This is a genomic window from Microbacterium sp. TS-1 (assembly GCF_000509385.1).
Taxonomy (GTDB): domain Bacteria; phylum Actinomycetota; class Actinomycetes; order Actinomycetales; family Microbacteriaceae; genus Microbacterium; species Microbacterium arborescens.
The window spans coordinates 532,574-557,389 of the sequence record NZ_BASQ01000002.1; the positions used below are offsets into that span (position 1 = coordinate 532,574).

Sequence of the window (24,816 nt, forward strand, 5' to 3'; positions counted from 1 at the left end):
TGAAGTTACCTACTGTTTCGCCCGGCTTGCACGCCGGACGCACCGCGCCCCGCGAATGGTTACAAAGACGCAATGTGCGCGTCACAGAACGTCGCCGCGGCCCGTCAGCTTGAGGGCGTCGACGACGTGCTTGACCCGCTGGGCGTTCTCGCTCGTAGTCACCAGAAGCGCGTCGGGGGTGTCGACGACGACGATGTCCTTGACGCCGATGAGGCTGATGACGCGCGAGGTGTGGCTGACGACGATCCCGCTGGCGGCGTCCGACAGGATGCGCGCGTTCTCTCCCAGGATCGCGAGGTCGTTCTTGCGCCCGTTGGAGTTGAGCTTCGCGAGGCTCGCGAAGTCGCCGACGTCGTCCCAGTCGAAGTGCCCGGGAACCACGGCGAGCTTGCCCTTCTCGGCAGCCGGCTCGGCGACGACGTAGTCGATCGCGATCTTCTTCAGCTTCGGCCAGATGCGGTCGACGGCGGGCCCGCGCCGGTCGCGATCGTCCCAGGCCTCGGCGAGCTCGAGCAGCCCCGCGTGCAGCTCGGGGCTGTTGGCCTCGATCTCGGCCAGCAGGACGTCGGCGCGCGAGATGAACATGCCCGCGTTCCACAGATACGACCGGTCGGAGACGTAGGCACGTGCGGTCTCGAGATCGGGTTTCTCGACGAATCGCTCGACGAGGGAGGCGTCACGGGCGCCCTCGACGATGAGTTCGCCCCCGCGCTTGATGTAGCCGAAGCCGACCGCGGGCTCGGAGGGGGTGATCCCGATCGTGCAGATGTAGCCCTCGCGCGCGACCTCGACCGCGTCGCGGACCGCGAACTCGAACACCCGGCTGCCGCGGATGACGTGGTCGGCGGCGAACGAGCCGACGATGACGTCGGGATGCCGTCGGTGCAGGATCGCGGCAGCCAGACCGATCGCGGCCGCGGAGTCGCGCGGCTCCGACTCGAGGAAGACGTTCTTGTCGGGGATGCCGGGAAGCTGAGCCTCGACGGCCGCGCGGTGCGCGCGACCGGTGACGACGGCGATGCGGTCGGGACCGGAGAGCGGCGCGAGCCGGTCCCACGTGTCGCGCAGCAGCGAGTGCCCCGACCCCGTGAGGTCGTGCAGGAACTTCGGCGCGTCGGCACGCGACAGCGGCCACAGCCTGCTGCCCACCCCTCCGGCGGGGATGACGGCGTAGAAGTCCGGGATCTCGTCGACCATCCTCCGAGCGTACCGGGGCCCCGGCCCTCGCCCCGGCGCAAGAACCCCGTTTCTTTAGGGTGCCCTTCGTCGCCCCGCGTCATTTTCCCGGCCTAGAATCGTTGTGCGCCCATGTGACGCCGGGGGTCAACCACCCCACCGGGGCATCGATCGCCCCCACGAACCGTGTTCGATCCAGGGAGGACGACCGTGTCTGCACCAGCACGCGTCACACCGTCGGTAGCCCAGACCACCTCAAAGACCCCGCGCGGCACGCTGTACCGCGGCAACGAGGGCATGTGGTCGTGGGTGCTTCACCGCATCACCGGCGTGGCCATCTTCTTCTTCCTCTTGGTCCACGTGCTCGACACCGCGCTGATCCGCGTGTCGCCCGAGGCCTACGACGCCGTCATCGGCACCTACAAGAACCCGATCATGGGTCTCGGCGAGGTCGCCCTCGTCGCCGCGATCGTGTACCACGCCTTCAACGGCCTGCGCATCATCGCGGTCGACCTGTGGCCGTGGGCCACGCGTCATCAGCGTCAGCTGTGGTGGGGCGTGCTGGCTGTCTGGGCCGTCACGATCATCGGCTTCGCTGCCCGTCACGTGCCCATCGTTCTCTCCGAGATTGGAGGGGGTCACTGATGACCGCCGACACCCTTGCCGCTCCCCGCAGCCCGCAGGTCCGCAAGAAGGGCGCCAACCTCGAGAAGTGGGGCTGGGTCTACATGCGCGCCTCCGGCGTGCTGCTGGTCGTCCTGATCTTCGGCCACCTCTTCGTCAACCTGATGCTCGGCGAGGGCATCAAGGGCATCGACTTCGCGTTCGTGGCGGGCAAGTTCGCCAGCCCGTTCTGGCAGTGGTGGGACGTCCTCATGCTGTGGCTCGCCCTGATCCACGGCGCGAACGGTATGCGCACGATCGTGAACGACTACGTCACCGGTGCAACGGCGCGGAAGGTCCTCGTCTGGGCCATCTGGCTCTCGGCCGGCCTGCTGATCCTGCTCGGCACCCTGGTCGTGTTCACCTTCGACCCCTGCCTCGGAGTGACGGCGGACAGCATGCTCTGGGAGACCTGCCAGGGCTGACCCTGCGCTCCGACGACGTGAATCACAGCAACGAAAGGCTCGCCCCGTGAGCACCCAGACCGAAGAGGTCGTCGTCAAGGACGGCATCCACTACCACCAGTTCGACATCGTCATCGTCGGCGCCGGCGGCGCCGGCATGCGGGCGGCGATCGAAGCCGGTCCGGGCGCCCGCACCGCGGTGATCTCGAAGCTCTACCCGACCCGCTCGCACACCGGTGCGGCACAGGGCGGCATGGCGGCGGCGCTCGCCAACGTCGAAGAGGACTCGTGGGAGTGGCACACCTTCGACACCGTCAAAGGCGGCGACTACCTCGTCGACCAGGACGCGGCCGAGATCCTCGCGAAGGAGGCCATCGACGCGGTCATCGACCTCGAGAACATGGGCCTGCCCTTCAACCGCACGCCCGACGGCAAGATCGACCAGCGCCGATTCGGCGGCCACACCGCCGACCACGGCAAGTCCCCGGTCCGCCGCGCCTGCTATGCCGCCGACCGCACCGGCCACATGATCCTGCAGACGCTGTTCCAGAACTGCGTCAAGCTCGGCATCAACTTCTTCAACGAGTACTACGTGCTCGACCTCATCACGGTGACCGCCCCCGACGGCTCGACCCAGACCGCGGGCGTCGTCGCCTACGACCTGGCAACCGGCGACCTGCACGTCTTCCACTCGAAGGCCGTCGTCTTCGCCACCGGCGGCTTCGGCAAGATCTACAAGACGACCTCCAACGCCCACACCCTCACGGGCGATGGCGTCGGCATCGTCTGGCGCAAGGGCCTGCCGCTCGAGGACATGGAGTTCTTCCAGTTCCACCCGACCGGCCTCGCCGGTCTCGGCATCCTTCTCACCGAAGGCGCGCGCGGTGAGGGCGCGATTCTGCGCAACGCGTCGGGCGAGCGATTCATGGAGCGCTACGCCCCCACCATCAAGGACCTCGCTCCCCGCGACATCGTCTCGCGGTGCATGCAGCAGGAGGTCGCCGAGGGCCGCGGCGCCGGACCGCACCGCGACTACGTGCTGCTGGACTGCACGCACCTGGGCGCCGAGGTCCTCGAGACCAAGCTCCCCGACATCACCGAGTTCGCCCGCACCTACCTGGGTGTCGACCCGGTCGTCGAGCCCGTTCCCGTCATGCCCACCGCGCACTATGCGATGGGCGGCATCCCCACCAACGTCAAGGCCGAGGTCCTCGCGGACAACACCACCGTCGTCCCGGGCCTCTACGCCGCCGGCGAGTGCGCGTGCGTCTCGGTGCACGGCTCGAACCGCCTCGGCACCAACTCGCTGCTCGACATCAACGTCTTCGGCAAGCGCGCCGGCCGCAACGCCGTCGAGTACGTCAAGACCGCCGACTTCGTGCCGCTGCCCGAGGACCCCGCCAAGGAGGTCCGCGAGCTCATCGAGGGCGTGCGCAACAACCCCGGCACCGAGCGCATCGCCGTCCTGCGCAAGACGCTCCAGGACGAGATGGACAAGGGCGCGCAGGTGTTCCGCACCGAGGAGTCGCTCCTGCACGTCATGGACGTCATCGCCGACCTGCGCGAGCGGTTCAAGAACATCCACGTCGACGACAAGGGCAAGCGGTTCAACACCGACCTGCTCGAGGCGGTCGAGCTGGGCTTCCTGCTCGACATCGCCGAGGTCGTCGTGGTCGCCGCGCGCAACCGCAAGGAGAGCCGTGGCGGACACATGCGCGACGACTTCCCGACGCGTGACGACGAGAACTACATGAAGCACACGATGGCCTACCTCTCGGGCGACCCCCACTCGTCGCACGCCGAGGACCACATCCGGCTCGACTGGAAGCCCGTCGTGTTCACCAAGAACGAGGCCGGCGAACTGCGGTACCCGCCGCTGGAGAGGAAGTACTGATGACGATCGTCGAAACCGATGCCGCGGCCCCTGCCGAGGCGGCGAACGACACCGGCATCCAGTCGTTCCTGGTCACCTTCATCATCCGGCGCTTCGACCCCGAGGTCGACAGCGAGCCGAGGTGGGTCGACTACGACGTCGAGCTCTACTCGACCGACCGTGTGCTCGACGCCCTGCACAAGATCAAGTGGGACGTCGACGGATCGCTGACCTTCCGGCGCTCCTGCGCCCACGGCATCTGCGGCTCGGACGCGATGCGCATCAACGGCCGCAACCGCCTGGCCTGCAAGACGCTCATCAAGGACCTCGACATCTCGCAGCCGATCTACGTCGAGGCGATCAAGGGCCTGCCGCTGGAGAAGGACCTCGTCGTCGACATGGAGCCGTTCTTCGCCTCCTACCGCGAGGTGCAGCCGTTCCTCATCGCCAACTCGAAGCCCGAGGCCGGCAAGGAGCGCATCCAGTCGATCGCCGACCGCGAGATCTTCGACGACACCACCAAGTGCATCCTGTGCGCCGCGTGCACCTCGTCGTGCCCCGTGTTCTGGACCGACGGCCAGTACTTCGGCCCCGCCGCGATCGTCAACGCGCACCGCTTCATCTTCGACTCGCGCGATGACGCCGGCGACGTTCGTCTCGACATCCTCAACGACAAGGAGGGCGTGTGGCGCTGCCGCACGACCTTCAACTGCACCGAGGCATGCCCGCGCGGCATCGAGGTCACCAAGGCGATCGCCGAGGTCAAGCAGGCGGTTCTGCGCGGTCGTTAAGCCGGGCGGGCCCCGTGCCCGAGCAGCTGACCGTCCCCCGCGGGTAGATTCGAAGGCGTGGATCCCGACCCCTCGGCGACAGATGCGCTTCGCGAACGGTGGGACTCGTCCCGATTGCGCGAGCGCCTCGACCAGCCCATCGAGCGTGCGACGACGATCACCCGTCGCACGCTCGGCTGGTTCCCGATCCGCGTCTGGCGCCACTTCCTGCGCCACAACGGCTTCCTCCTCGCGGCGAGCATCAGCTATCAGTCGCTTTTCGCCCTCTTCGCCACGATCTACACGGCGTTCGCCGTCGTCGGCCTCTGGCTCGGCGGCTCGTCGATGGCGATCGACGCCCTGATCGACGTCGTCAACAGCTACATCCCGGGCCTGATCTCCGGCAGCGGTCCCGTCTCGCCGAGCGACGTCGCCGACATCGCCCGCAACAGCGGCAGCGTCCTGGCGGTGACGGGTGCCGTCGCGCTTGCGGTCGCGATCTGGACGGCGATCGGCTTCGTGACGTTCACCCGCCGCGCCGTGCGCGACATCTTCGGGCTCCCCTTCGACACGCGCAACTACGTGCTCCTGAAGCTGCGCGACTTCGGCGCCGCCCTGCTGTTCGGCCTCGTGCTCGTGCTCGGCGCCGCGCTCGGCCTCGTCGCCGGTGGCATCGTCCGGCAACTGTTCGACCTCTTCGAGATCCCCTACGAGTCGACGACGATCGACGTGCTGAGCCGGCTCGCGTCGGTGCTGGTCGCGATCGTCATCAACGCCGCCGCCCTCACGGCGCTCATCCGATTCCTCACCGGCACCGCGCTGCCGTGGCGGAAGATCATCCCCGGATCGATCTTCGGCGGCACCGCGCTGAGCGTCCTGCAGCTGGGTGCGGGCTTCCTCGCCGTCTACTCCCCCACGAACCCGCTCCTCGCGACGTTCTCGGTGCTCATCGGGTTCCTCCTCTGGCTGCGCCTCGCCGGAATCGTCATCCTCGTCGCGTCCTCATGGGTCGCGGTGTCGGCCGCTGATGACGACATCCCGCTCGAGGTCAAGACCGAGGAGGAGCGCCGCGCCGACGAGCGACGGGCCCTGCGCGTGGTGGCCGAGGCGCAGCTGCGCGACGCCGAGCATGCTCTCGCCGAGGCCGGGTGGTGGAAGCGCGTTCCCGCGCGGCGTGACGTGAATCGGGCTCGCGAGCTGCTCCGACGCCTCGATGCGGAGGAGCGGGCCGCTCGCTGAGCCATGTCGGCGGTCGCGATTACGCTGGCAGACGTGTCACGCCGTCTTCGCATCGCTTCCGTCAACGTCAACGGCATCCGCGCCGCCGCTCGCAAGGGCATGCACGAGTGGCTCGAGACCGCCGACGTCGACATCCTGACCCTCCAAGAGGTCCGCGCCCAGGCCTCCGATCTCGCGGCGGCGCTGCCGGGCTGGCACTTCGTCTCGGACGAGGCGCTCGCCAAGGGGCGCGCGGGCGTCGCGATCGCCGCCCGCGAGCCCCTCGACGTGTGGCGCATCGAACTCGGCGACGACGACCTCGACTCCAAGGGTCGCTGGGTCGAGGCCGACATCGAGGTCGCGGGAGAACACCTCACGGTCGTCAGCGCGTACGTCTTCACCGGCGAGGCCGACACCGAGAAGCAGGTCGCGAAGTACGCCTTCCTCGATGCGATGGAGAAGCGGATGCCGCAGCTCGGCGAGCTCGCCGTCATCACCGGCGACCTGAACGTCGGGCACCGCGAGTTCGACATCCGCAACTGGCGCGGCAACCGCAAGAAGGCGGGCTTCCTTCCGCGCGAGCGCGCGTATTTCGACCGGTTCACCGCCCCCGCGGGCGTCGAGATCGACACCGTCGACGGTGAACGGGGCACGGGTCTCGGATGGGTCGATGTGGGCCGTACCTTCGCCGGCGAGGTCGACGGCCCCTACACGTGGTGGTCCAACCGCGGAAAGGCGTTCGACACCGACACCGGGTGGCGCATCGACTACCACCTCGCCACACCGCAGCTCGCGGAGCGAGTCGCCGACTACCACGTCGTGCGCGCGCCGTCGTGGGACACCCGGTGGAGCGATCACGCCCCCGTCGTGGCGGACTACGTCTTCCCGGGCTGACCCCACGACCGGGGGCGACCGGGACGACAGGGCTGGGGGCGACAGGGCTGGGGAGGACGCCCGTAGACTTCTCTGGTGACCAAGCCCCGCCTGTACTCCGGAATGCAGCCGTCCGCCGATTCGCTCCAGATCGGCAACTACATCGGGGCTCTCATGCAGTGGCGCGACCTGCAGGACACCTACGACGCATTCTTCTCCGTCGTCGATCTGCACGCCCTGACCCAGCCGAACGACCCGGCTGAGCTGCGCGCGAAGACCCGGCGTACCGCGGCCCAGTACATCGCGGCGGGTATCGAGCCTTCCCGCTCGACGCTCTACGTGCAGTCGCACGTCCGCGCGCACGCGGAGCTCGCCTGGGTGCTCTCGACCATCACCGGTTTCGGCGAGGCCGGCCGGATGACGCAGTTCAAGGACAAGTCGCAGCGGTACGGCGCCGACGCCACCAATGTCGGGCTGTTCACCTACCCCGTGCTCATGGCCGCCGACATCCTGCTCTACCAGACCGACATCGTGCCGGTCGGTGACGACCAGAAGCAGCACGTCGAGCTGACGCGCACTCTGGCCGAGCGGTTCAACTCGCGCTACGGCGAGACGTTCCGCGTGCCGATGCCCGTCATCCAGCAGGACACCGCCCGCATCTACGACCTGCAGAACCCGACCGCGAAGATGTCGAAGTCGGCCGAGTCGGATGCCGGTGTGCTGTGGCTGCTGGACGACCCGAAGGTGTCGGCGAAGAAGATCATGCGCGCCGTCACCGATTCGGAGGGCTCGGTGCGCTACGACCGCGAGAACAAGCCCGGCGTGTCGAACCTCCTCGTCATCTACGCAGCACTGACCGGCCGTCAGATCCCCTCGATCGAGGACGAGTACGCCGGTCGCGGCTACGGCGACTTCAAGAAGGGCCTGGCCGAGGTCGTCGTCTCCGAGTTCGGACCGGTCCGCGAGCGGGCCCTCGAGCTGCTCGACGACCCCGCCGAGCTCGACCGGGTGCTCGCGTCGAACGCTTCGCGCGCCGACGAGGTTGCCGACCGCACCCTCGGTGACGTCTACGACAAGTTGGGACTGCTGCGTCGTGTCTGACAACGAATCCACCGAGCGCGACCCGGAGCTGCCTGCTGCGGCCGAGGGCGGCCCGGATGCCGCGACGCCGGGCGGTCCCGCACAGATGCCGGCCGAGCCCGCGCCCGCGCTGATCGAGGCGCTCGACGAGGCTGCGGCCGCGTCGAAGGCCGCCCCCGCCGACGCCGCGGTGCAGGAGCGGCTCTGGCGTGCCGCCTTCGCGCTCGACCGCTGGCTCTTCATCGCCCGAGGCTCCGACGACGAGCCCACTCCCTTCGCCCTGCGCTCCGACGAAGGCGCGGTGATCTTCGCGTTCTCCACAGCCGACCGGGCGCATGAAGCCGCGCTCGGCTTCGGCCTGCCCGAGGAGGAGGCGTCGCGCCTGCTCGCCGTGCCGCTTCCCTCGGCGGCGGCCTGGGTCGCGTCCTACGCCGAGGCCGGCGTCGAGGCGATGGTCTTCGACGCGCCCCGCAACGGTGCCATGGCCCCACTGTCGAACCTCGCCGCGATGGCGGTCTACATCTCGCAGAACCCGTCGGTCTGATCCCGCCTCGGCCGCGTCCTCACTGGCGGGTCAGGCGCCAGCGGACCGACAACGCCGTCTTCGCCGCATCCCTGTTCCGTCAACAGGCTTAGCGCGCGCTCCACGCCTCGACAGCCCGCCGCCAGCCGTTTCAGCCTGCGCACGGCACGCACAAAACACTGGCAATCCGCCCGGCGAGCGTCAGCGCGCGGAAACCGGCCGAATTCCGCGGTTGAGGCCGCCGCGCACGGCTTCGAGGACGCGATCCGGGCGCCACATGATGTCCGACGCCATCGGGCGCAGAGTCAGGTACCCCAGGGCTGCGGCCGCGAGATCGCGGGCGCCGTCTCGTCGCCGCGCGTCGAGCCCAGAATGATGAGCATCGCTGTCGCACTCCACGATCAGCCATCCATCGACCAGCAGATCGACTCGTCCCACTCCAGGGATGCGCACCTGTATCTCGACCGTCTTGGCGATTCCGCGCAGGAGGAGCCGCATGAGCGTCTCCGGTCCGGATTCGGCTCGCGCGTCGATCAGACGCCGGAGAGGGCGGTATCGGAGGGGCAGCGCGGCGAAGACCGTGTCGAGATCCGCGGCATTGAGAAGCCTGAGGTGGAGCGCGCTGTCGAGCGTGGCGACAGCAGCTCGGGGTGACTGGCACTGCACCGCGCGGACCAGCGCGTCGATGATGCTCGAGCAGACGAACCATCTGGGGCGCGGAGCGACGGGAGGTGTCCAGTGCAGCACCGGCCTCGATCCCGCGCCCACCTCAGGCGTCGGCACGCGCGAGGCCGTGCGCGGCAGCTGCACGTGCGGCCCGCTGGGCTCGAGGACGAACACCCCGAGGAGGCGCAACAGGCTCACACAGGTCAGACGGCCGCCGAGCGATACTGCGGCGGCGGCGGATGGTGGCGCATCGGCGACGAGGTACGAGCCCCGCCGAGGCCTCACGAGTCGGCCGGCGGCGACGGCATCCGCGATGTCGCGCTTGCGGAGACCACCCGCGCGCAGATCGGATGTCGACCAGCAATGCAACTCCATGATCTCTGAGGGAAGCCAGGCTGACGAGGCGTGAGGGTCCATGCCGACACGGTGTCGTCCGTGGTCCCGTGCGGGGCCGGCGCGGAAGACAATTGTGAACAGTTGAACTCGCCCGCCGCCTGTGCGGAAGTCGTTGATCCGTGCCGCCGACAGGCTCAGGCGCCGCACTCCGCGCGATGAGAGGCACCCTGGCGCCGCCAGCCTGTTGACGGCACGGCTGGGCTCCCCTCGGCACGCGCCCGACGAGGCGTCCTTCATCGCGGCTCGGGATGTCGGCTGATCGGCCCCGGCATCCGCATCAGCTGAAGCGCGTGCCGTCAGCAGGCTGAGGACGGGGCCTGCGGCCGCTCGGCACGGCGACACCGGGATGAGCCTGTTCGCGGCGCAGCCATGGGGCCGGGGCCGGGCCCGACCTCGGTAGGGTCGGGGGATGGAACCGGTGACCCTGCGTACCGCGCGGCTCGAGCTGTCGATCCCCACGCTCGACGACGTCGATGCCATCACGACCGCGGCTCAGGACCCCGAGGTGCCGCGCTGGACGACCCTGCCATCTCCCTATACGCGCGAGCACGCCGAGGACTTCGTCGCGAAGGCCGCAGGCTGGTGGGACGAACAGTCCGAGCTGACGTGGGGCATCCGCCGAGAGGGCGCCTGGATCGGCATGATCGGCCTCCATCGCGTGAGCCCGGGCGGTGCCGCGGAGATCGGGTTCTGGATGAGCGCGCCGGCGCGCGGGCACGGCTACCTGAGCGAGGCCGCCCGTGCTGTCATCGACTTCGGGTTCGCCGAGCCGCTGGCGCTCGCGCGCATCGAATGGCGGGCTGTCGCCGGCAACATCGCCTCGGCGCGGACCGCACGCAGCCTCGGGTTCCGGTACGAGGGGATGCTGCGCCAGGGCCTGTCCGACATCCGCGGCCGCCACGACGGCTGGATCGCCGGCATCCTGCCCACCGACGACCGCGCCCCGCAGCCCTGGCCGATCCTCACCGACTGAACCCCGACCGGCAGCGCCGCCGCGCGCAACCCCGTGCCCGGTGGGGGTGGTGCGTGCCAGGATGACGCCATGCCCGAGATGCCGGAAGTGCAGGGACTCGTCGATTACCTCGGCGGTCGCCTCGCCGGGCGCCGAATCACGAAAGCCCGTGTCAGCGCGATCTCTGCCCTGAAGACCTACGACCCGCCGATCGAGACCCTCGAGGGCACGACCGTGGCCGCCGCAGCCCGCCACGGCAAGTTCGTCGACCTCGCCACCGACAGCGGCACGCACCTCGTGTTCCACCTCGCCAAGGCGGGATGGCTGCGCTGGTACGACGCGCTGCCGTCGACCGTCATCCGCCCCGGCAAGACCCCGATCGCGCTGCGCGTCGGGTTCGACGACGACTCCGGTTTCGATCTGACCGAGGCCGGCACGAAGAAGTCGCTCGCGGTCTACGTCGTCCGCGATCCGGCCGAGGTGCCGGGCATCGCACGACTCGGTACCGACCCGCTGGATCCCTCGTTCGACCGCGACGCCCTCGCGAGCCTGCTGGCGGGCCGCCGCACGCAGATCAAGGGCGTGCTGCGCGATCAGTCGATCGTCGCCGGAATCGGCAATGCCTATTCCGACGAGATCCTCCACGTCGCGAAGTTGTCTCCGTACGCACTGGCGGCGAACCTCGACGACGCCGAGATCGACCGGCTCTATACGGCGCTCAGCGAGACGCTGGCCGAAGCCGTCGCCGCGGCATCCGGCAAGCCGCCCGCCGATCTGAAGGACGCGAAGCGCCGCGGGATGCGGGTCCACGGCCGCCGCGGCGAAGCGTGCCCGGTGTGCGGCGACGAGGTGCGCAGCGTCTTCTTCGCCGACAACAGCCTCGAGTACTGCCCGACGTGTCAGACCGGCGGCAAGCTGCTCGCCGATCGCCGGCTCTCACGCCTGCTCAAGTGACGGCGGAAGTCGGGAATGCCGCGAGCGTCCGCGCGTTGAGTACGATCGGAGTATTGAACGTGCTCCGGGGTCGGTGAGAATCCGAACCGGCGGTGAGAGTCCGCGACCCTCGAGGCCCTCGGGCCGAGAGGTTGATCCGGTGGAATTCCGGGACCGACGGTGATGCGACGCGAGTCGCTAGTCCGGATGAGAGGAAGCACGGCAGCGTTCGCGCTGCGCGCGCCCACCCGCGTCCCCGGAGACTGACCGAAGGACGAAGGATGCCGGGCACCACCGACCGCGAGATCGCCGCGATGCGTCGTGCCTTCGAGCTCGCCGGCAACGGTCCGCGCGGGCTGAACCCCCAGGTCGGCGCCGTGCTCCTGGCGCCCGACGGCTCGGTGCTCGCGGAGGGCTGGCATCGCGGCGCGGGCACTCCGCACGCCGAGGTCGACGCCCTCTCTCAGCTGCCCGCGGGGGCCGCCCGCGGCGCCACCGCCGTCGTGAGCCTCGAGCCCTGCAACCACACCGGCCGCACGGGCCCGTGCGCGCTCGCGCTCATCGAGGCCGGCGTCGCGCGTGTGGTCTACTCGGCGTCCGACCCGGGCGACGCCTCGGCCGGCGGGGCGCAGCGCCTGCGTGATGGCGGGGTCGACGTCGTCGACGGAGTGCTCGCCGACGAGGGCCGAGCCCTCATCCATGACTGGCTGACCGTGCAACGCCTCGGTCGTCCGCACGTCACCGTGAAGTGGGCGCAGTCGCTCGACGGTCGCGCCGCGGCCGCCGACGGCACGAGCCAGTGGATCACCGGCCCCGCCGCGCGCGCAGACGTGCACCGCCGCCGGAGCGAGGCCGATGCCATCGTCGTGGGCACCGGCACGCTCTTCTCGGACGACCCCGCTCTGACCGCCCGGCGACCGGACGGCAGCCTGCACGACCGGCAGCCGATGCCCGTCATCCTCGGCCAGCGTGCCGTGCCCGACGACGCGCTCGTTCGCCGTCATCCGCTGCCGTTCCTGCACCGCGACGGCGAGAACCTGGGCGGCGAGAGCTCCAACGAGCCCTCGCTGATGGCGGAGCTGCGCGAACTCGGTGTGCAGCGCGTGTTCGTCGAGGGCGGCCCGACCATCGCGAGCGCGTTCGTGCGTGCCGGACTCGCCGACGAGATCCTGGCCTACATCGCTCCGACGCTCATCGGCTCCGGCGCAGCCGGCGACGACCGCCCGGCGCTGCGTTCGCTCGGCGTCGAGACGATCGCCGACCAGCGACGTCTGCGCGTGAGCTCGATCGAGACTCTCGGCGACGACCTGCTGGTGATCGCCTCCCCCGTGCCCCCGACATCCCCGTCCGAAGGAGACGCCTGATGTTCACCGGAATCATCGAAGAGATCGGCGAGGTCGTCGCCGTCGAGCCGTCGGGTGACGGCGTGCGGATCACCGTGCGTGCGCCGAAGGCGGTGTCGGATGCCGGCCACGGCGACTCCATCGCCGTCAGCGGCGTCTGCCTCACGGTGGTCGATCAGGGCGACGACTGGTTCACGGCGGACGTGATGCGCCAGACCCTCGACGTGTCGAGCCTCACCGGGATCGAGCCGGGCCGGGCCGTGAACCTCGAGCGCGCGCTCGCGGCGCACACCCGCCTGGGCGGGCACATCGTGCAGGGACATGTCGACGGCCTCGGCCGCGTCCTGGAAGTGCGTCCCGGCGAGCAGTGGCGCGTCCTGCGCATCTCGGTGCCCGCAGATCTCGCCCCGCTCGTCGTCGACAAGGGCTCGATCACGGTCGACGGCGTCTCGCTGACCGTCAGCGACGTCAGCGCCGCGATCGTGCCGGAGGCGTGGCTCGAGGTCTCCCTGATCCCCGAGACCCTCGCCGCGACGACGCTCGGCGACCGGATCGCCGGCGACGCGGTCAACCTCGAGACCGACATCCTCGCCCGACACGTCCAGCGGCTGCTGGCATTCACCACCCTTTCGAACGAAGGAGGCTCCCGATGAGCCTTTCTCCCCTCTCCGAAGCGCTCGACGCGCTGCGGGCCGGAAAGCCGATCATCGTCGCCGACGATGAGAACCGCGAGAACGAGGGCGACGTCATCCTGTCGGCCGCCCTCGCCACGCCCGAGTGGATCGCATGGACGGTCCGTCACTCGAGCGGCTTCATCTGCGCTCCGATGCCCGCCGAGTGGGCCGATCGCCTCGACCTCCCCCCGATGGTCGAGACGAACGAGGACGCTCGGGGCACCGCCTACACCGTCTCGGTCGACGCTGCCGAGGGCGTGACCACCGGCATCAGCGCCGCCGACCGGGCCCGCACCCTCACGGTGCTGGCCGATCCCGCGTCGACGCCGGGCAGCGTCATCCGCCCCGGCCACATCCTCCCCCTGCGCGCCGTCGAGGGCGGCGTGCGCGAGCGCAGCGGTCACACCGAAGCCGCGGTCGAGCTCATGCAGCTCGCCGGTCTCGAGCCGGTCGGCGCGATCGCCGAGATCGTGGCCGATGACGGTTCGATGATGCGGATGCCGGGTCTGCTCGAGCTCGGTGAGCGCGACGGCATCCCGGTCATCACGATCGAGCAGCTCATCGCACACCTCGACGAGACCGACCCGCGTCCCGCCGGCGGTGCCGCATCGAACCGGCGCCGCGTGAGCCTGCGGGCCGAGGCGCAGGTGCCGACCTCGCACGGCGCGTTCCGGTTCCTCGCCTACAAAGATCGCGTCACCGGGACCGACCACATCGCGGTCGTCTCGGGCGACCTGACCGAGGCCGCCCCGCTCGTGCGCGTTCACTCCGAGTGCCTCACGGGCGAGGCGTTCGGCTCGCTCAAGTGCGAGTGCGGACCGCAGCTGGATGCCGCTCTCGACGCGATCGACCGCGACGGCGGGATCGTCATCTACATGCGCGGGCACGAGGGTCGCGGCATCGGCCTCATCAACAAGCTCCGGGCCTACCAGCTGCAGGAGCGCGGGCTCGACACCCTCGATGCGAACCTCGCACTGGGGCTCCCCGCCGACGCCCGCGATTACGCGGCGGCGGCCGGCATCCTCGCGGACCTGGGCGTGGGCAGCATCCGGCTGCTGACGAACAACTCGGACAAGGTGTCGCAGCTGCGCGCGCTCGGCCTCGACATCGCCGAGCAGGTTCCCCTGCTCGTCGGCGTGGGCGCCAACAACCACCAGTATCTCGCCACGAAGCGCGACCGCATGGGGCACATCATCGACGACGCCGAGCTGAGCGCGGCGCTCGCCCGCGGCACGGCCGCAGCCACCGCGGACGAGACCACCGACCCCCGACAGAACTCGGAGAACATCGCATGAGCGGACACGGCGCCCCCGAACGCCAGCAGATCGACGCGAGCGACCTGAAGGTCGTCGTCGTCGCCGGCCAGTGGCACGACGTCATCACCGACGGCCTCATCGCCGGCGCCGAGCGCGTGCTCGAGGAGTCGGGTGCGGCCTGGCGCCTCGTGCGCGTGCCGGGATCCTTCGAGCTTCCGGTGGTGGCGAAGGCCGCGCTGGATTCCGGAGCGGATGCCGTCGTCGCCCTCGGCGTCATCATCCGCGGCGGCACACCGCACTTCGACTTCGTGTCGTCGGCGGCCACCGACGGGCTGACGCGCGTCGCGATCGACACGGGCAAGCCGGTCGGTTTCGGCGTGCTCACCCTCGACGACGAGCAGCAGGGCATCGACCGGGCGGGTCTGCCCGGCTCGAAGGAGGACAAGGGTGCCGAGGCCGCGGATGCCGCGCTGCGCACCGCGCTGACGCTGCGTACGCTTCGCGGCTGACACCGTGTCGGAACCCCACACCTTCAGCTAGGCTGAGGGTATGGAAACGCTCCGCGGAATCGTCCTCGTCGTCCACCTCATCGGTTTCGCCACGCTCTTCGGCGCCTGGCTCGTCGAAGCCCTCGGTGCCCGCCGCATCACGCGGGTCATGAGCTACGGCCTCCTCGTCGCCGGTGTCGCCGGGCTCGCCCTGGCAGCACCGTGGGGAACCGACCACGAGTTCAACTACACGAAGATCGCCGTCAAGCTCGTCATCCTGCTCGTGATCGGTGCGCTGCTGGGCATCGGCTCGGCCCGCCAGAAGCGCACCCGGTCGGTTCCCGCCGCCATCTTCTGGCTGATCGGAATCGGCACGGTGGCCAACGTCGCGATCGCGGTGCTCTGGCGCTGACGACGCGGGCCCCGGCCCACCACGCACGGCGGATGCCGCGACTCGGACGCCGGGTCGCGGCATCCGCCGTAGAATGGACGATCGTGCGTCGCCGACACCGTCGACGCCGCCGGTGATCCCCGCGTCGAGCGTCCGCCGCACCACCCCGCCTCGGACGTCCGCCCACCGGCACGCTCCCACGAGGGCGCTCACCCGTTCTCCCAGACAGGCATCACACCGCACATGTCATCCGCCACCGCGGCCCCCGCCGCGCCCGCGAACCCCCGTTCCCGCGTCATCACCGCCAGCCTCGTCGGCACCACGATCGAGTTCTACGACTTCTACGTCTACGCGACCGCGGCCGTCCTGGTCTTCCCGATCCTCTTCTTCCCGAGCGACGACGACACCGCGTCGCTCCTGGCCTCGTTCGCGGTCTTCGGCGCGGCGATGATCGCCCGCCCCATCGGCGCCGTCGTCTTCGGTCACTTCGGCGACAAGTTCGGCCGCAAGGCGACCCTCGTCGCGTCGCTCCTGACGATGGGCATCGCGACGATCCTCATCGGATGCCTCCCCACCTTCAACGACATCGGCTGGTGGGCGGCCCTGCTGCTTCTCGTGCTGCGCCTCGCTCAGGGCTTCGCCCTCGGCGGCGAATGGTCGGGAGCGGCACTCGTGGCCACCGAGAACGCCCCGAAGGGCAAGCGCGCCTGGTACGGAACCTTCCCCCAGCTGGGCGCTCCGATCGGGTTCATCATCGCGAACTCGGTCTTCCTCGTGATCTACTTCGCGCTGCCCCACCCCGACGGCCCGGCTCAGCGCTCCGAGGAGTTCCTCGCCTGGGGCTGGCGTGTGCCGTTCCTGTTCTCGGCGGTCATGGTCATCGTCGGCCTGTGGGTGCGTCTCAAGCTCGTCGAGAGCGAGACGTTCGCCAAGGCGGAGAAGACCGGCGCCATCCGCAAGTTCCCGCTCGGATCCGTCATCCGCGGCCACTGGCGCGCGCTGATCCTCGGCACGTTCATCATGCTCGCGACCTACGTGCTCTTCTACCTCATGACGAGCTTCACCCTCGCGTACGGCACCAAGCCGACCCTCGAGGCCGCGCAGGCGACCGCCGAGGCGTCGGGAGCGACGTTCGATGCCGCGGCCTACGTCCCGGGCCTTGGGTTCGGGTTCACCGACTTCGTCATCATGCAGATCGTCGGCGTCATCTTCTTCGGCATCTTCACGCTGCTGTCGGGCCCCGTCGCCGACGCGATCGGCCGCCGCAAGCTGCTGCTGTGGGTCACCGGGGTCATCGCCGTGTTCGGCCTGCTGTTCGCGGTGTTCCTCGCGCCGCAGCTCGACCCGAAGTTCACCGGCGCGCTCGTCCAGGCGTTCCTCGTACTCGGCTTCATGCTCATGGGCGCGACGTTCGGTCCGATGGGGGCGCTCCTCCCCGAGCTGTTCCCGACCAACGTGCGGTACACCGGCTCGGCCATCTCGTACAACGTGGCGTCGATCCTCGGCGCGGCCGTCGCCCCCAGCATCGCGACGACCCTGTGGGCGCTCGCGGGCGGATCGACGTGGCTCGTCGGCGTGTACCTGACGGCATCCGCCGTGCTCACCTTCATCGCCCTGTGGCTGTCGAAGGAGACCAAGGACTCCGAGTACGACACCAACATCGGCGACGCGGCAGCCACGCGCTGATCCCGACTCCGGACGAACGGATGCCGCGGGCCTTCGGGCTCGCGGCATCCGTCTTTGTCAAGCTCTCCCCGCCCCCGGATGCGCGGTCTACTGTCTGATTCACATTCAGGTCAGGAGGGTGCCATGAGAAAAGTCACCGAGGCAGCGGTCGTCGAATACGACGCGCCCGGAGGTCCTGAGGTCCTGCGTCTGGTGAAGCGACCGCTGCCAGAACCCGCCGCCGGCGAGGTGACGGTCGAGGTCATCACGATGGGGCTCAACCACATCGACGGGTTCGTGCGCTCCGGTGCCGAGAAGGAGTGGGACGATCCCTATCCGCGCCGCTCGGGCAGCTGCTTCGCAGGCACCGTCATCGCTGCGGGCCCGGGCACCAGCGGGTTCCCCGTCGGCACCGATGTCGTCGGTCATCTGCGGTCGGGTGCGCATGCGAGCCATGTCACGGTCGCGGTGGACCGGCTGGTGCGCAAGCCTCGCGCCGTGACCTTCGAGACAGCAGGCGGGCTGTATCTCGCGGGCACCACGGCCCTCGACATCCTCGACGAGCTGAAGATCGGCGCCGACGACACCGTCGTCATCTCGGCGGCGGCCGGTGGCGTCGGCAGCATCGAGGCGCAGATCGCCATGCACCGCGGCGCGCGCGTCATCGGCACGTGCGGCGAGCGCAACTTCGACTATCTGCGCCAGCTCGGCGTGAAGCCGGTTCGCTACGGCGAGGGGATCGTCGAGCGAATCCGCGCCATCGCACCCGGGGGCGTGACAGCGTTCATCGACAACTTCGGGCAGGACGGGCACGAGATAGCGGAGGCTCTCGGCGTGCCCGCGGGACGGTTCCGGTCGAGCGCCGATCGTCGCGATCGCGAGGTGGCCCTGCTCTCCGACAGCCCCGACGCCGTCGCCCACGGCACGGCGCAACTGCGAAAGGTCGTCGAGCTCGCCGAGAAGCGGGTGGTCTCTCCGCTCGTGTCGGGCTTCTACCCGCTCGCCGATGTCGCCGAGGCGTACGACGACCTTCAGAAGCTGCATTCCCGGGGCAAGGTCGTGCTCGCCACGCACCCCGTGAACCCTCGGCGGATCCGCAAGGCCCGCGAGGTCATCGAGTCGTAGCGCCGATCGCGCCCGGGCACGGTCAGCCGAGGAACAGGGCGCGTAACCGCTTCGTGGTGAAGACGAGACCGAGCGCGATCATGACGACGAAGTAGAGCACGTGCCACAGCATTCCGGCGGAGAGAATGCCGGTCGTCAGGCCGCGGATCAGCTCGACACCGTGCCACAGCGGCAGCGCCTGCACGATCACCTGCACCCACTCGGGATAGACCGTGATCGGGTAGAACGTCGCCGAGAACAGGAACATCGGCAGCAGCACGAAGTTGATCCAGTCCATGTGCTGGAACGTCTTCATATAGCTCGTGACCGCCATTCCGACGCTCGCGAACCCGAAGGCGATGAGCAGCACCGCCGGGAGCGCGAGCACGGCGGTCCACGCGAGATTGAGGCCGAGCACCTGCATGATGATCATGAATCCGGTGGCGTAGACCAGACCGCGCAGCAGCGCGTAGAGGATCTCGCCGAGGGCGACGTCGAGCGGGCCCAGCGAGGTCGACAGCATGCCCTCGTAGAGCTTGCCGTAGTTGAGCTTGAAGAAGACGTTCCACGTCGAGTCGTACACGGCGCCGTTCATCGCCGAGACCGCGAGGAGCGCGGGAGCGATGTAGGCGGCGTACGGGACCGCAGCGCCCGACGAGGTCTCGACCTCGCCGATGAGGGCCCCGAGCCCGATGCCCAGAGACGCGAGATAGAACACGGGCTCGAAGAAGCCCGAGAGCACGACGATCCAGCTCGACGAGCGCGCCGCGATGAGACCGCGCTGCACGACTGCGCCGGGGTTGCCCGCCCACAGCGCCCGCACGCCGCCGCGCCGTCCCGCCGGTGCACCCCGCTCGATCATGGCGCTCATTTCGCGAGCCTCTCGGTGAAGACGCGCCGGCCCCAGAGGTACCCGACGGCGGCGAGCGCGAGCAGGTAGAGCACGTGCACGGCGATCATCCCGGCACCGATGTCGGCCCCGTAGGTCGCCGCGCGCCCCAGCTCGGCGCCGTGCCACAAGGGCGAGATCCACGCGATCCACTGCAGGCCGATCGGCAGGGTCTCGACGGGGTAGAACGTGCCCGAGAACAGGAACATCGGCATGAAGATGAACCGCTGCACGAGAGCGAACTGCCCCTTGTCGTCCTGGATCGACCCGGCGTACGCCATGAGCGGGATGCCGAAGGCGATACCGGCCGCAACGCCCGCGAGGATCGACAGCCACCCCGTGGCGGGATTCGGCACCGCCCCGAACGGCAGGAGCCAGATGAAGAGGTAGTACGCGGAGACGGCGACGATCATCCGCGCCGTGGCACCGATGATGACGCCGTTCGCGATCTGGGGGCTCGACAGTGCCGACGCGTTGAATCCGTAGAAGTAGCGGCGCCATTTGAAGCCCGCCATCACCGGATAGGTCATCTCTTCGGAGGCCACCGCGATCGCGGCGGTGACGAGCAGCGCCGGCGCGACGAACGGCAGATACCCGACCTCCTGCCCGTGGGAGGAGATCGGCGCGGTGATGAGGGCCGCGAGGCCTACCGCGAGCCCGAGCAGATACATGATCGGCTGCCCGACGGCGCCGACCACGATCGTCCAGCCGTAGGCGCGCATGGCGCGGATCATGTGCTCGGCGACGTACCAGGTGCCGTAGCGCCGGGGCCTGCGACCGCCGGCGAGCGCCTCGGCGCGCAGCTCGTCGAGTGTGGGGTGCGCGGTTCGCGTGCTCATTCGATCAGCGACCGTCCGGTCAGGCGCAGGAAGACGTCTTCGAGGCTCGAGCGGCGCACGAGGCTCGTGAGCGGCGTGAGGCCGGCTGCGGACACGCGCTCGAGGGCGGCCTCGCCGTCGTGCGCATAGACGAGGATGCGGTCGGGAAGCACCTCGACGCGGTCGCCGATGCCTCGCAGCTGCACCGCTGCGGACTCGTTGCGGTCGGAGCCGAACCGCACCTCGAGCACTTCGCGACTCGAGTGCTCGCGGATGAGGGAGGCCGGGGTGCCCTCGGCCATGATCCGCCCCTTGTCGACGACGATGAGCCGGTCGCACAGCTGCTCGGCCTCGTCCATGTAGTGCGTCGTGAGCACGAGCGTCGTGCCGCGCTCCTTCAGCCGGAACAGCCGGTCCCACAGCACGTGGCGGGCCTGGGGGTCGAGGCCCGTCGTCGGCTCGTCGAGCAGCAGGATGCGCGGATCGTTGATGAGACCGCGCGCGATCGTGAGGCGCCGCTTCATGCCGCCCGAGAGCTGGTCGACCTTGTTCTTCGCCTTGTCCTCGAGCTGCGCGAAGGCGAGGAGCTCGTCGGCCTTCTCGTGGCACACCTTGCCCGGCAGGCCGAAGTACCGCCCGTAGATGTAGAGGTTCTCGCGGGCGTTCAACTCGCCGTCGAGGTTGTCCTGCTGGGGCACGACGCCGAGCCGCGACCGGATCTCGGGTCCGTATCGATCGGGATCGAGCCCGAGGATCTCCAGGTCGCCGCCGCTGCGGGTGGACACCGCACCGATCATCTTCATCGTCGTCGACTTGCCGGCACCGTTCGGGCCGAGCAGCCCGAAGGACTCGCCCGGCGCCACCTCGAACGACAGGTCGTCGACGGCGACGAAGTCGGGCTTGCCCTTCACGGCATAGGTCTTGCGCAGCCCACGAGCGGAGATGACGGATTCTGGCACGCGACAACACTAGCGATGCGGCCGGACATCGCCGGGGCGCCGGAGACCACCAGCGGACCACTCTTGCAAGATTTTCGTCAACCCCGCATAATTCGAGTTAAACCATCGTGAAGCGGGCCCGCCCGCGGAAGAGTCAAACCAACGTGAAGCGGGCCCGCCCGCGGAAGGGGGGTCGCGTGAGCGAACCGGCGAACCCGCGGTCTCGGGCGATCGACGTGCTGAGCATCGGCGAGACGATGGCTCTCGTCGCCCCGGCGCGAGCCGAGCCGCTCGAGTCCGCCTACGACTTCCGCCTGGAGGCGGGCGGCGCGGAGTCGAACCTCGCCTGCCACCTCGCCGCCGCCGGGCTGAGCGCCCGATGGTTCAGCGCCCTCGGCGACGACCCGCTGGGACGCCGCATCCGGCGTCGGATCGAGAGCCACGGTGTGAGCACGGACGGCGTGGTCATCGACGACGGCGCACCGACCGGCGTCTACATCAAGGACCCCGGCCACGGCGTCCACTACTACCGCGCCGGCTCAGCGGCATCCCGCCTGTCGCCCGCGGCGCTCGATGTCGTGGACTGGTCCACGGTCGACACCGTCCATCTGACGGGCATCACGCTCGCCCTCTCCCCCTCGTGCCGCGATCTCGTCCACGCCGCCATCGACGCCGCGCGCTCGCACGACGTTCGAGTCAGCTTCGACGTGAACCATCGACCCGCCCTGTGGCCCGATGCGGAGGCGGCCGCGCGAACGATCGCCGACGCCGCGGCGCGCGCCGACGCGGTCTTCGTCGGCCGGGACGAGGCCGAACGGCTGTGGGGCACGAGCACGGCGGCCGACATCCGCTCGCATCTCCCGCACGTCCCGCACCTCGTCGTGAAAGACGCCGACGTCGAGGCGACGGAGTTCGGACCGGTCGACGTCGTCACCGTGCCCGCCCACCGCGTCGAGGTCGTCGAGGCCGTGGGAGCCGGAGACGCGTTCGCGGCGGGATGGCTCGGCGAGCTGATCCGCGGCGGCGATGCCCGGCGCCGCCTCGAGAACGGACACGCGACCGCCGCCCGCGCTCTCGCGGCTACATCCGACGTTCCCCAGCCCGATCCGTCACCATCGTCGAGAGGACGAGCATGAACACCCTCGCAGACACCGCCGGCTCGTGGTTCGACCACGCGTTCGCGGGCTCACCCATCATGGCGATCCTCCGCGGGATGGGCGTCGAGCGCAGCCTGCAGCTGGCCGAGACCGCCTGGGACCTCGGTATCGACGCGGTCGAGGTGCCGATCCAGACCGCCGTCGACCTCGATGCGCTGACCGCCGTCGTCGAGGCGGGCCGCGCCCGCGGCAAGCAGGTGGGAGCGGGAACGATCGTCGACGCGCGGACCGTGCGCGACGCCGCGTCGGCCGGCGCGACGTTCACCGTGAGCCCCGGCTGGGACCTCGAGGTGGTGCGAGCCAGCGAGAACGCGGGGATGCCGTCGCTTCCGGGAGTCGCGACAGCGTCTGAGATCCACCAGGCGCGACGCGCCGGTCTGCGCTGGCTGAAGGCGTTCCCCGCGGCCGCGCTCGGCCCGTCGTGGTTCACCATGATGCGCGGCCCCTTCCCCGACGTGTCCTTCGTCGCGACCGGCGGGATGGATGCGCGAAACGCGCCGGCATTCCTCGACGGAGGCGCGCGCGTCGTAGCCGTCGGATCCGCCCTCGCAGATGCTGCCGAACTGGCGCGTCTCGCCGAGGTGATGAACAAGTGAGCGCCCGCACGGTCTCGTGGCGCGACAAGTCGTTCCCGGCCGGCCTCGACGGCCGCCCGATCGACGACCTCGACACTCCCCTCAGCTCGTTCTCGACCCCGCTGTTCGTGCTCGACGGCCCCGCCCTGCAGCACAACATCGACACGATGGCCGCCTGGGCGCAGCGCCGGGGCCTCGAGCTGATGCCGCACGGCAAGACGACGATGGCGCCGGAGCTGTGGCGGCGTCAGCTCGCGGCCGGGGCGACCGGCATCACCGTCGCCACCGGATGGCAGGCAGAAGTGGCGCTGCGCGCCGGCGTGCCGACCGTGCAGATCGCGAACGCGTGCACGGACGGGGCCCTGTTGCGCCGCATCGCGGACTGGCTCGACGAGCACCCGGATCAGGAGGTGGTCAGCTGGGCCGACTCGCGCGAGGTCGTCGCCCGGATGACCGCGGAGCTGCCGGCGGGCGCGCGCTGGGGCGTCCTCACCGAGATCGGCGCAGCGCACGGACGCACGGGCGCCCGAGACGACGCCTCGGCGATCGCGACGGCCGAGGCGATCGCCGCATCCGACCGGCTCACCCTGCGCGGAATCGCGGGGTACGAAGGCGCTCTCGCCCACGACCGCTCGGAGGTCGCCCTCGCGGCCGTCCGCGCCTTCTGCTCGCGCATGCGCGACCTCGTCGAGCGCGTGCGTCCGCTCATGCCCGAGGTGCCCTGGGTGACAGCGGGCGGCAGCGCGTTCTTCGACCTCGTCGCCGAGGGCATCGGCGGGATGCCGGACGCGCGCGCGATCCTGCGCTCCGGCGCGTACCTCGCGCACGACAGCGGCTTCTACCGGTCGATCTCGCCTCTCGACCCCGACCGCGTGCGAGACGACGACATCCCGCTGCGCACCGCGATGTTCGCCTACGCGCGCGTGGTCTCGCAGCCCGAGCCCGGCCTCGCCCTCCTCGACGGCGGGAAGCGCGATCTGCCCTTCGACGAGGGCCTGCCGGTACCCCTCGGCATCGCCGGCGAACTGGGCGCCCCGGAACGGCCGCTGCGAGCCGAGATCAGCGCGATGAACGATCAGCACGCTTTCCTCCGCTGGACGGGTGAACAGCGCATCCAGGTGGGCGAGGTGGTGCGGCTCGGGCTGTCGCATCCCTGCACGGCGTTCGACAAATGGCGACTCGTCCCGGTCACCGACGGCGCGGCGGCGGTGACGGAGGCCGTCGAGACGTATTTCTGAGCGCGGCGGCGGCGTCAGCCGCGACGCACCTCGTCGAGGTAGCCGTACACGGTGACACGCGAGACGCCGAGACGCGACGACACCTTGTCGGCTGCGCGCTTGATGTGGAACGCACCGCGGGTCTCGAGCAGACGCAGCACCTCGATGCGATCCGCCTTCGACATCGACGAGGGCGACTTGCCGACCATGGCGATGGCGTCGGTGATCATCTCGTCGAGGACGCTCGAGACGTCCTGTCCGACGAGCTCCTGGGGAGCCGCGTCGGCAGCGGCGCGGGGCGCGGGCACCAACGACGCCACGAGGTCTGCGGCGCGCTGCATGGGCGTGAGGTCGATGTTGATGCAGAAGGCCGCGATGATGCGCCCCTCGGGATTGCGGTAGTACACCGACGAGCTGAGCAGGTCGCGGCCGTCGTGCGTGCGCGCCCGGTATCCGAACGCGTTGTGATCGGCGGTCTCGTCGTGGAGCACCTCGAGCCCGAGGTTCGTCGACGGGCCGCCGACACCGCGCCCGCTCACATGCCCGTTGACGATCGCGTACACCGAGTGCTCGAGGTCGCCCGCGGTGAGGTTGTGCAGCACGACCTCGCAGTGGTCGCCGACGGCCGCGGCGATGGCGGTCATGAGCGGCGCGAGCGTCCGATGGGCGTCCTCGATGTCGGCGAAGACCGCTCCTTCGGCGGGGAGGAGCTTGTTCACGGTGGATCTCCCGTCTGTCGTGCGCCCATTGTGTCACGGTCGTTACGCGTGTATT

26 protein-coding genes are annotated in these 24,816 nt (G+C 69.8%); 20 read left to right on the forward strand and 6 right to left on the reverse strand.

Features of this window, described 5'->3' with window-relative positions:
• Positions 1-81 precede the first annotated feature (81 nt).
• A complete protein-coding gene (locus MTS1_RS15185) occupies positions 82-1,197 on the reverse strand; it encodes a mannose-1-phosphate guanylyltransferase (protein ID WP_023955536.1) in 1,116 nt (371 codons plus the stop codon).
• Between the two features lie 189 nt (positions 1,198-1,386).
• Between MTS1_RS15185 and sdhC the strand changes: the two genes are divergently transcribed.
• From sdhC to MTS1_RS15225, 8 genes are all read left to right on the forward strand, one after another.
• A complete protein-coding gene (gene sdhC / locus MTS1_RS15190) occupies positions 1,387-1,821 on the forward strand; it encodes a succinate dehydrogenase, cytochrome b556 subunit (protein WP_023955538.1) in 435 nt (144 codons plus the stop codon).
• Entirely contained in the window at positions 1,821-2,264 is a 444-nt protein-coding gene (locus MTS1_RS15195) for a succinate dehydrogenase hydrophobic membrane anchor subunit (RefSeq protein WP_023955540.1), read from the forward strand. Before sdhC ends, MTS1_RS15195 begins: the two co-directional genes overlap by 1 nt.
• Positions 2,265-2,310: 46 nt before the next feature.
• Positions 2,311-4,137: a succinate dehydrogenase flavoprotein subunit gene (gene sdhA / locus MTS1_RS15200; RefSeq protein ID WP_023955542.1), complete on the forward strand. Its 1,827-nt coding sequence runs from the start codon at positions 2,311-2,313 to the stop codon at positions 4,135-4,137.
• Complete coding sequence (locus MTS1_RS15205) at positions 4,137-4,907, forward strand: succinate dehydrogenase iron-sulfur subunit (RefSeq protein ID WP_023955544.1); 771 nt, start codon at positions 4,137-4,139, stop codon at positions 4,905-4,907. The genes sdhA and MTS1_RS15205 overlap by 1 nt, the downstream gene beginning before the upstream one ends.
• 57 nt (positions 4,908-4,964) lie before the next feature.
• Positions 4,965-6,125: a YihY/virulence factor BrkB family protein gene (locus tag MTS1_RS15210; RefSeq protein WP_023955546.1), complete on the forward strand. Its 1,161-nt coding sequence runs from the start codon at positions 4,965-4,967 to the stop codon at positions 6,123-6,125.
• Between the two features lie 3 nt (positions 6,126-6,128).
• Complete coding sequence (locus tag MTS1_RS15215; RefSeq protein ID WP_023955548.1) at positions 6,129-6,998, forward strand: exodeoxyribonuclease III; 870 nt, start codon at positions 6,129-6,131, stop codon at positions 6,996-6,998.
• A 75-nt stretch (positions 6,999-7,073) separates the two neighbouring features.
• Positions 7,074-8,078, forward strand: a complete 1,005-nt coding sequence (gene trpS, locus MTS1_RS15220) for a tryptophan--tRNA ligase (RefSeq protein ID WP_023955550.1) — start codon at positions 7,074-7,076, stop codon at positions 8,076-8,078.
• Positions 8,071-8,601: a hypothetical protein gene (locus MTS1_RS15225; RefSeq protein ID WP_023955552.1), complete on the forward strand. Its 531-nt coding sequence runs from the start codon at positions 8,071-8,073 to the stop codon at positions 8,599-8,601. Before trpS ends, MTS1_RS15225 begins: the two co-directional genes overlap by 8 nt.
• 180 nt (positions 8,602-8,781) lie before the next feature.
• Here MTS1_RS15225 and MTS1_RS15230 read toward each other — a convergent pair whose 3' ends face one another.
• Positions 8,782-9,663 carry an endonuclease domain-containing protein gene (locus MTS1_RS15230; RefSeq protein WP_052007920.1) on the reverse strand — a complete coding sequence of 294 codons (882 nt, stop codon included), beginning with the start codon at positions 9,661-9,663 and terminating at the stop codon, positions 8,782-8,784.
• 388 nt (positions 9,664-10,051) lie between these two features.
• On the opposite strand from MTS1_RS15230, the gene MTS1_RS15235 reads away from it, so the two are divergent.
• From MTS1_RS15235 to MTS1_RS15275, 9 genes are all read left to right on the forward strand, one after another.
• On the forward strand, positions 10,052-10,615 hold the full coding sequence (locus MTS1_RS15235) for a GNAT family N-acetyltransferase (RefSeq protein WP_023955556.1): 564 nt from the start codon (positions 10,052-10,054) through the stop codon (positions 10,613-10,615).
• Positions 10,616-10,684: 69 nt separating this feature from the next.
• Positions 10,685-11,548 (forward strand): Fpg/Nei family DNA glycosylase, encoded by an 864-nt coding sequence (locus MTS1_RS15240; protein ID WP_023955558.1) that lies wholly within the window; start codon positions 10,685-10,687, stop codon positions 11,546-11,548.
• Between the two features lie 260 nt (positions 11,549-11,808).
• Positions 11,809-12,891 carry a bifunctional diaminohydroxyphosphoribosylaminopyrimidine deaminase/5-amino-6-(5-phosphoribosylamino)uracil reductase RibD gene (gene ribD / locus MTS1_RS15245; RefSeq protein WP_023955560.1) on the forward strand — a complete coding sequence of 361 codons (1,083 nt, stop codon included), beginning with the start codon at positions 11,809-11,811 and terminating at the stop codon, positions 12,889-12,891.
• Complete coding sequence (locus tag MTS1_RS15250) at positions 12,891-13,523, forward strand: riboflavin synthase (protein ID WP_023955562.1); 633 nt, start codon at positions 12,891-12,893, stop codon at positions 13,521-13,523. The genes ribD and MTS1_RS15250 overlap by 1 nt, the downstream gene beginning before the upstream one ends.
• Entirely contained in the window at positions 13,520-14,839 is a 1,320-nt protein-coding gene (locus tag MTS1_RS15255) for a bifunctional 3,4-dihydroxy-2-butanone-4-phosphate synthase/GTP cyclohydrolase II (protein WP_023955564.1), read from the forward strand. Before MTS1_RS15250 ends, MTS1_RS15255 begins: the two co-directional genes overlap by 4 nt.
• The gene (ribH, locus tag MTS1_RS15260; protein WP_023955566.1) at positions 14,836-15,309 is read left to right on the forward strand and encodes a 6,7-dimethyl-8-ribityllumazine synthase; all 474 of its coding nucleotides are present in this window, start codon (positions 14,836-14,838) and stop codon (positions 15,307-15,309) included. The genes MTS1_RS15255 and ribH overlap by 4 nt, the downstream gene beginning before the upstream one ends.
• Positions 15,310-15,349: 40 nt before the next feature.
• On the forward strand, positions 15,350-15,700 hold the full coding sequence (locus tag MTS1_RS15265) for a hypothetical protein (protein ID WP_023955568.1): 351 nt from the start codon (positions 15,350-15,352) through the stop codon (positions 15,698-15,700).
• A gap of 222 nt (positions 15,701-15,922) precedes the next feature.
• Positions 15,923-17,365 carry an MFS transporter gene (locus tag MTS1_RS15270; RefSeq protein ID WP_023955570.1) on the forward strand — a complete coding sequence of 481 codons (1,443 nt, stop codon included), beginning with the start codon at positions 15,923-15,925 and terminating at the stop codon, positions 17,363-17,365.
• 123 nt (positions 17,366-17,488) lie between these two features.
• Positions 17,489-18,469 carry an NADP-dependent oxidoreductase gene (locus MTS1_RS15275; protein ID WP_023955572.1) on the forward strand — a complete coding sequence of 327 codons (981 nt, stop codon included), beginning with the start codon at positions 17,489-17,491 and terminating at the stop codon, positions 18,467-18,469.
• Positions 18,470-18,491: 22 nt separating this feature from the next.
• Here MTS1_RS15275 and MTS1_RS15280 read toward each other — a convergent pair whose 3' ends face one another.
• Genes MTS1_RS15280 through MTS1_RS15290 form a run of 3 tightly spaced genes read right to left on the reverse strand, consistent with a single transcriptional unit; the run spans position 18,492 to position 21,114 of the window.
• Positions 18,492-19,319 (reverse strand): ABC transporter permease, encoded by an 828-nt coding sequence (locus tag MTS1_RS15280; protein WP_036305956.1) that lies wholly within the window; start codon positions 19,317-19,319, stop codon positions 18,492-18,494.
• Positions 19,316-20,176 (reverse strand): ABC transporter permease, encoded by an 861-nt coding sequence (locus MTS1_RS15285; protein WP_023955576.1) that lies wholly within the window; start codon positions 20,174-20,176, stop codon positions 19,316-19,318. The genes MTS1_RS15280 and MTS1_RS15285 overlap by 4 nt, the downstream gene beginning before the upstream one ends.
• On the reverse strand, positions 20,173-21,114 hold the full coding sequence (locus MTS1_RS15290) for an ABC transporter ATP-binding protein (protein ID WP_023955578.1): 942 nt from the start codon (positions 21,112-21,114) through the stop codon (positions 20,173-20,175). Before MTS1_RS15290 ends, MTS1_RS15285 begins: the two co-directional genes overlap by 4 nt.
• Before the next feature lie 176 nt (positions 21,115-21,290).
• Here MTS1_RS15290 and MTS1_RS15295 point away from each other — a divergent pair, with 176 nt between their 5' ends.
• Genes MTS1_RS15295 through MTS1_RS15305 form a run of 3 tightly spaced genes read left to right on the forward strand, consistent with a single transcriptional unit; the run spans position 21,291 to position 24,063 of the window.
• A complete protein-coding gene (locus tag MTS1_RS15295) occupies positions 21,291-22,229 on the forward strand; it encodes a sugar kinase (RefSeq protein WP_023955580.1) in 939 nt (312 codons plus the stop codon).
• Complete coding sequence (locus tag MTS1_RS15300) at positions 22,226-22,846, forward strand: bifunctional 4-hydroxy-2-oxoglutarate aldolase/2-dehydro-3-deoxy-phosphogluconate aldolase (RefSeq protein ID WP_023955582.1); 621 nt, start codon at positions 22,226-22,228, stop codon at positions 22,844-22,846. The genes MTS1_RS15295 and MTS1_RS15300 overlap by 4 nt, the downstream gene beginning before the upstream one ends.
• Entirely contained in the window at positions 22,843-24,063 is a 1,221-nt protein-coding gene (locus MTS1_RS15305) for a putative amino acid aldolase or racemase (protein ID WP_023955584.1), read from the forward strand. The genes MTS1_RS15300 and MTS1_RS15305 overlap by 4 nt, the downstream gene beginning before the upstream one ends.
• Positions 24,064-24,077: 14 nt before the next feature.
• Here MTS1_RS15305 and MTS1_RS15310 read toward each other — a convergent pair whose 3' ends face one another.
• Positions 24,078-24,761, reverse strand: coding sequence for a transcriptional regulator (locus tag MTS1_RS15310; protein ID WP_023955586.1), 684 nt, complete (start codon positions 24,759-24,761; stop codon positions 24,078-24,080).
• Positions 24,762-24,816: the final 55 nt, after the last annotated feature.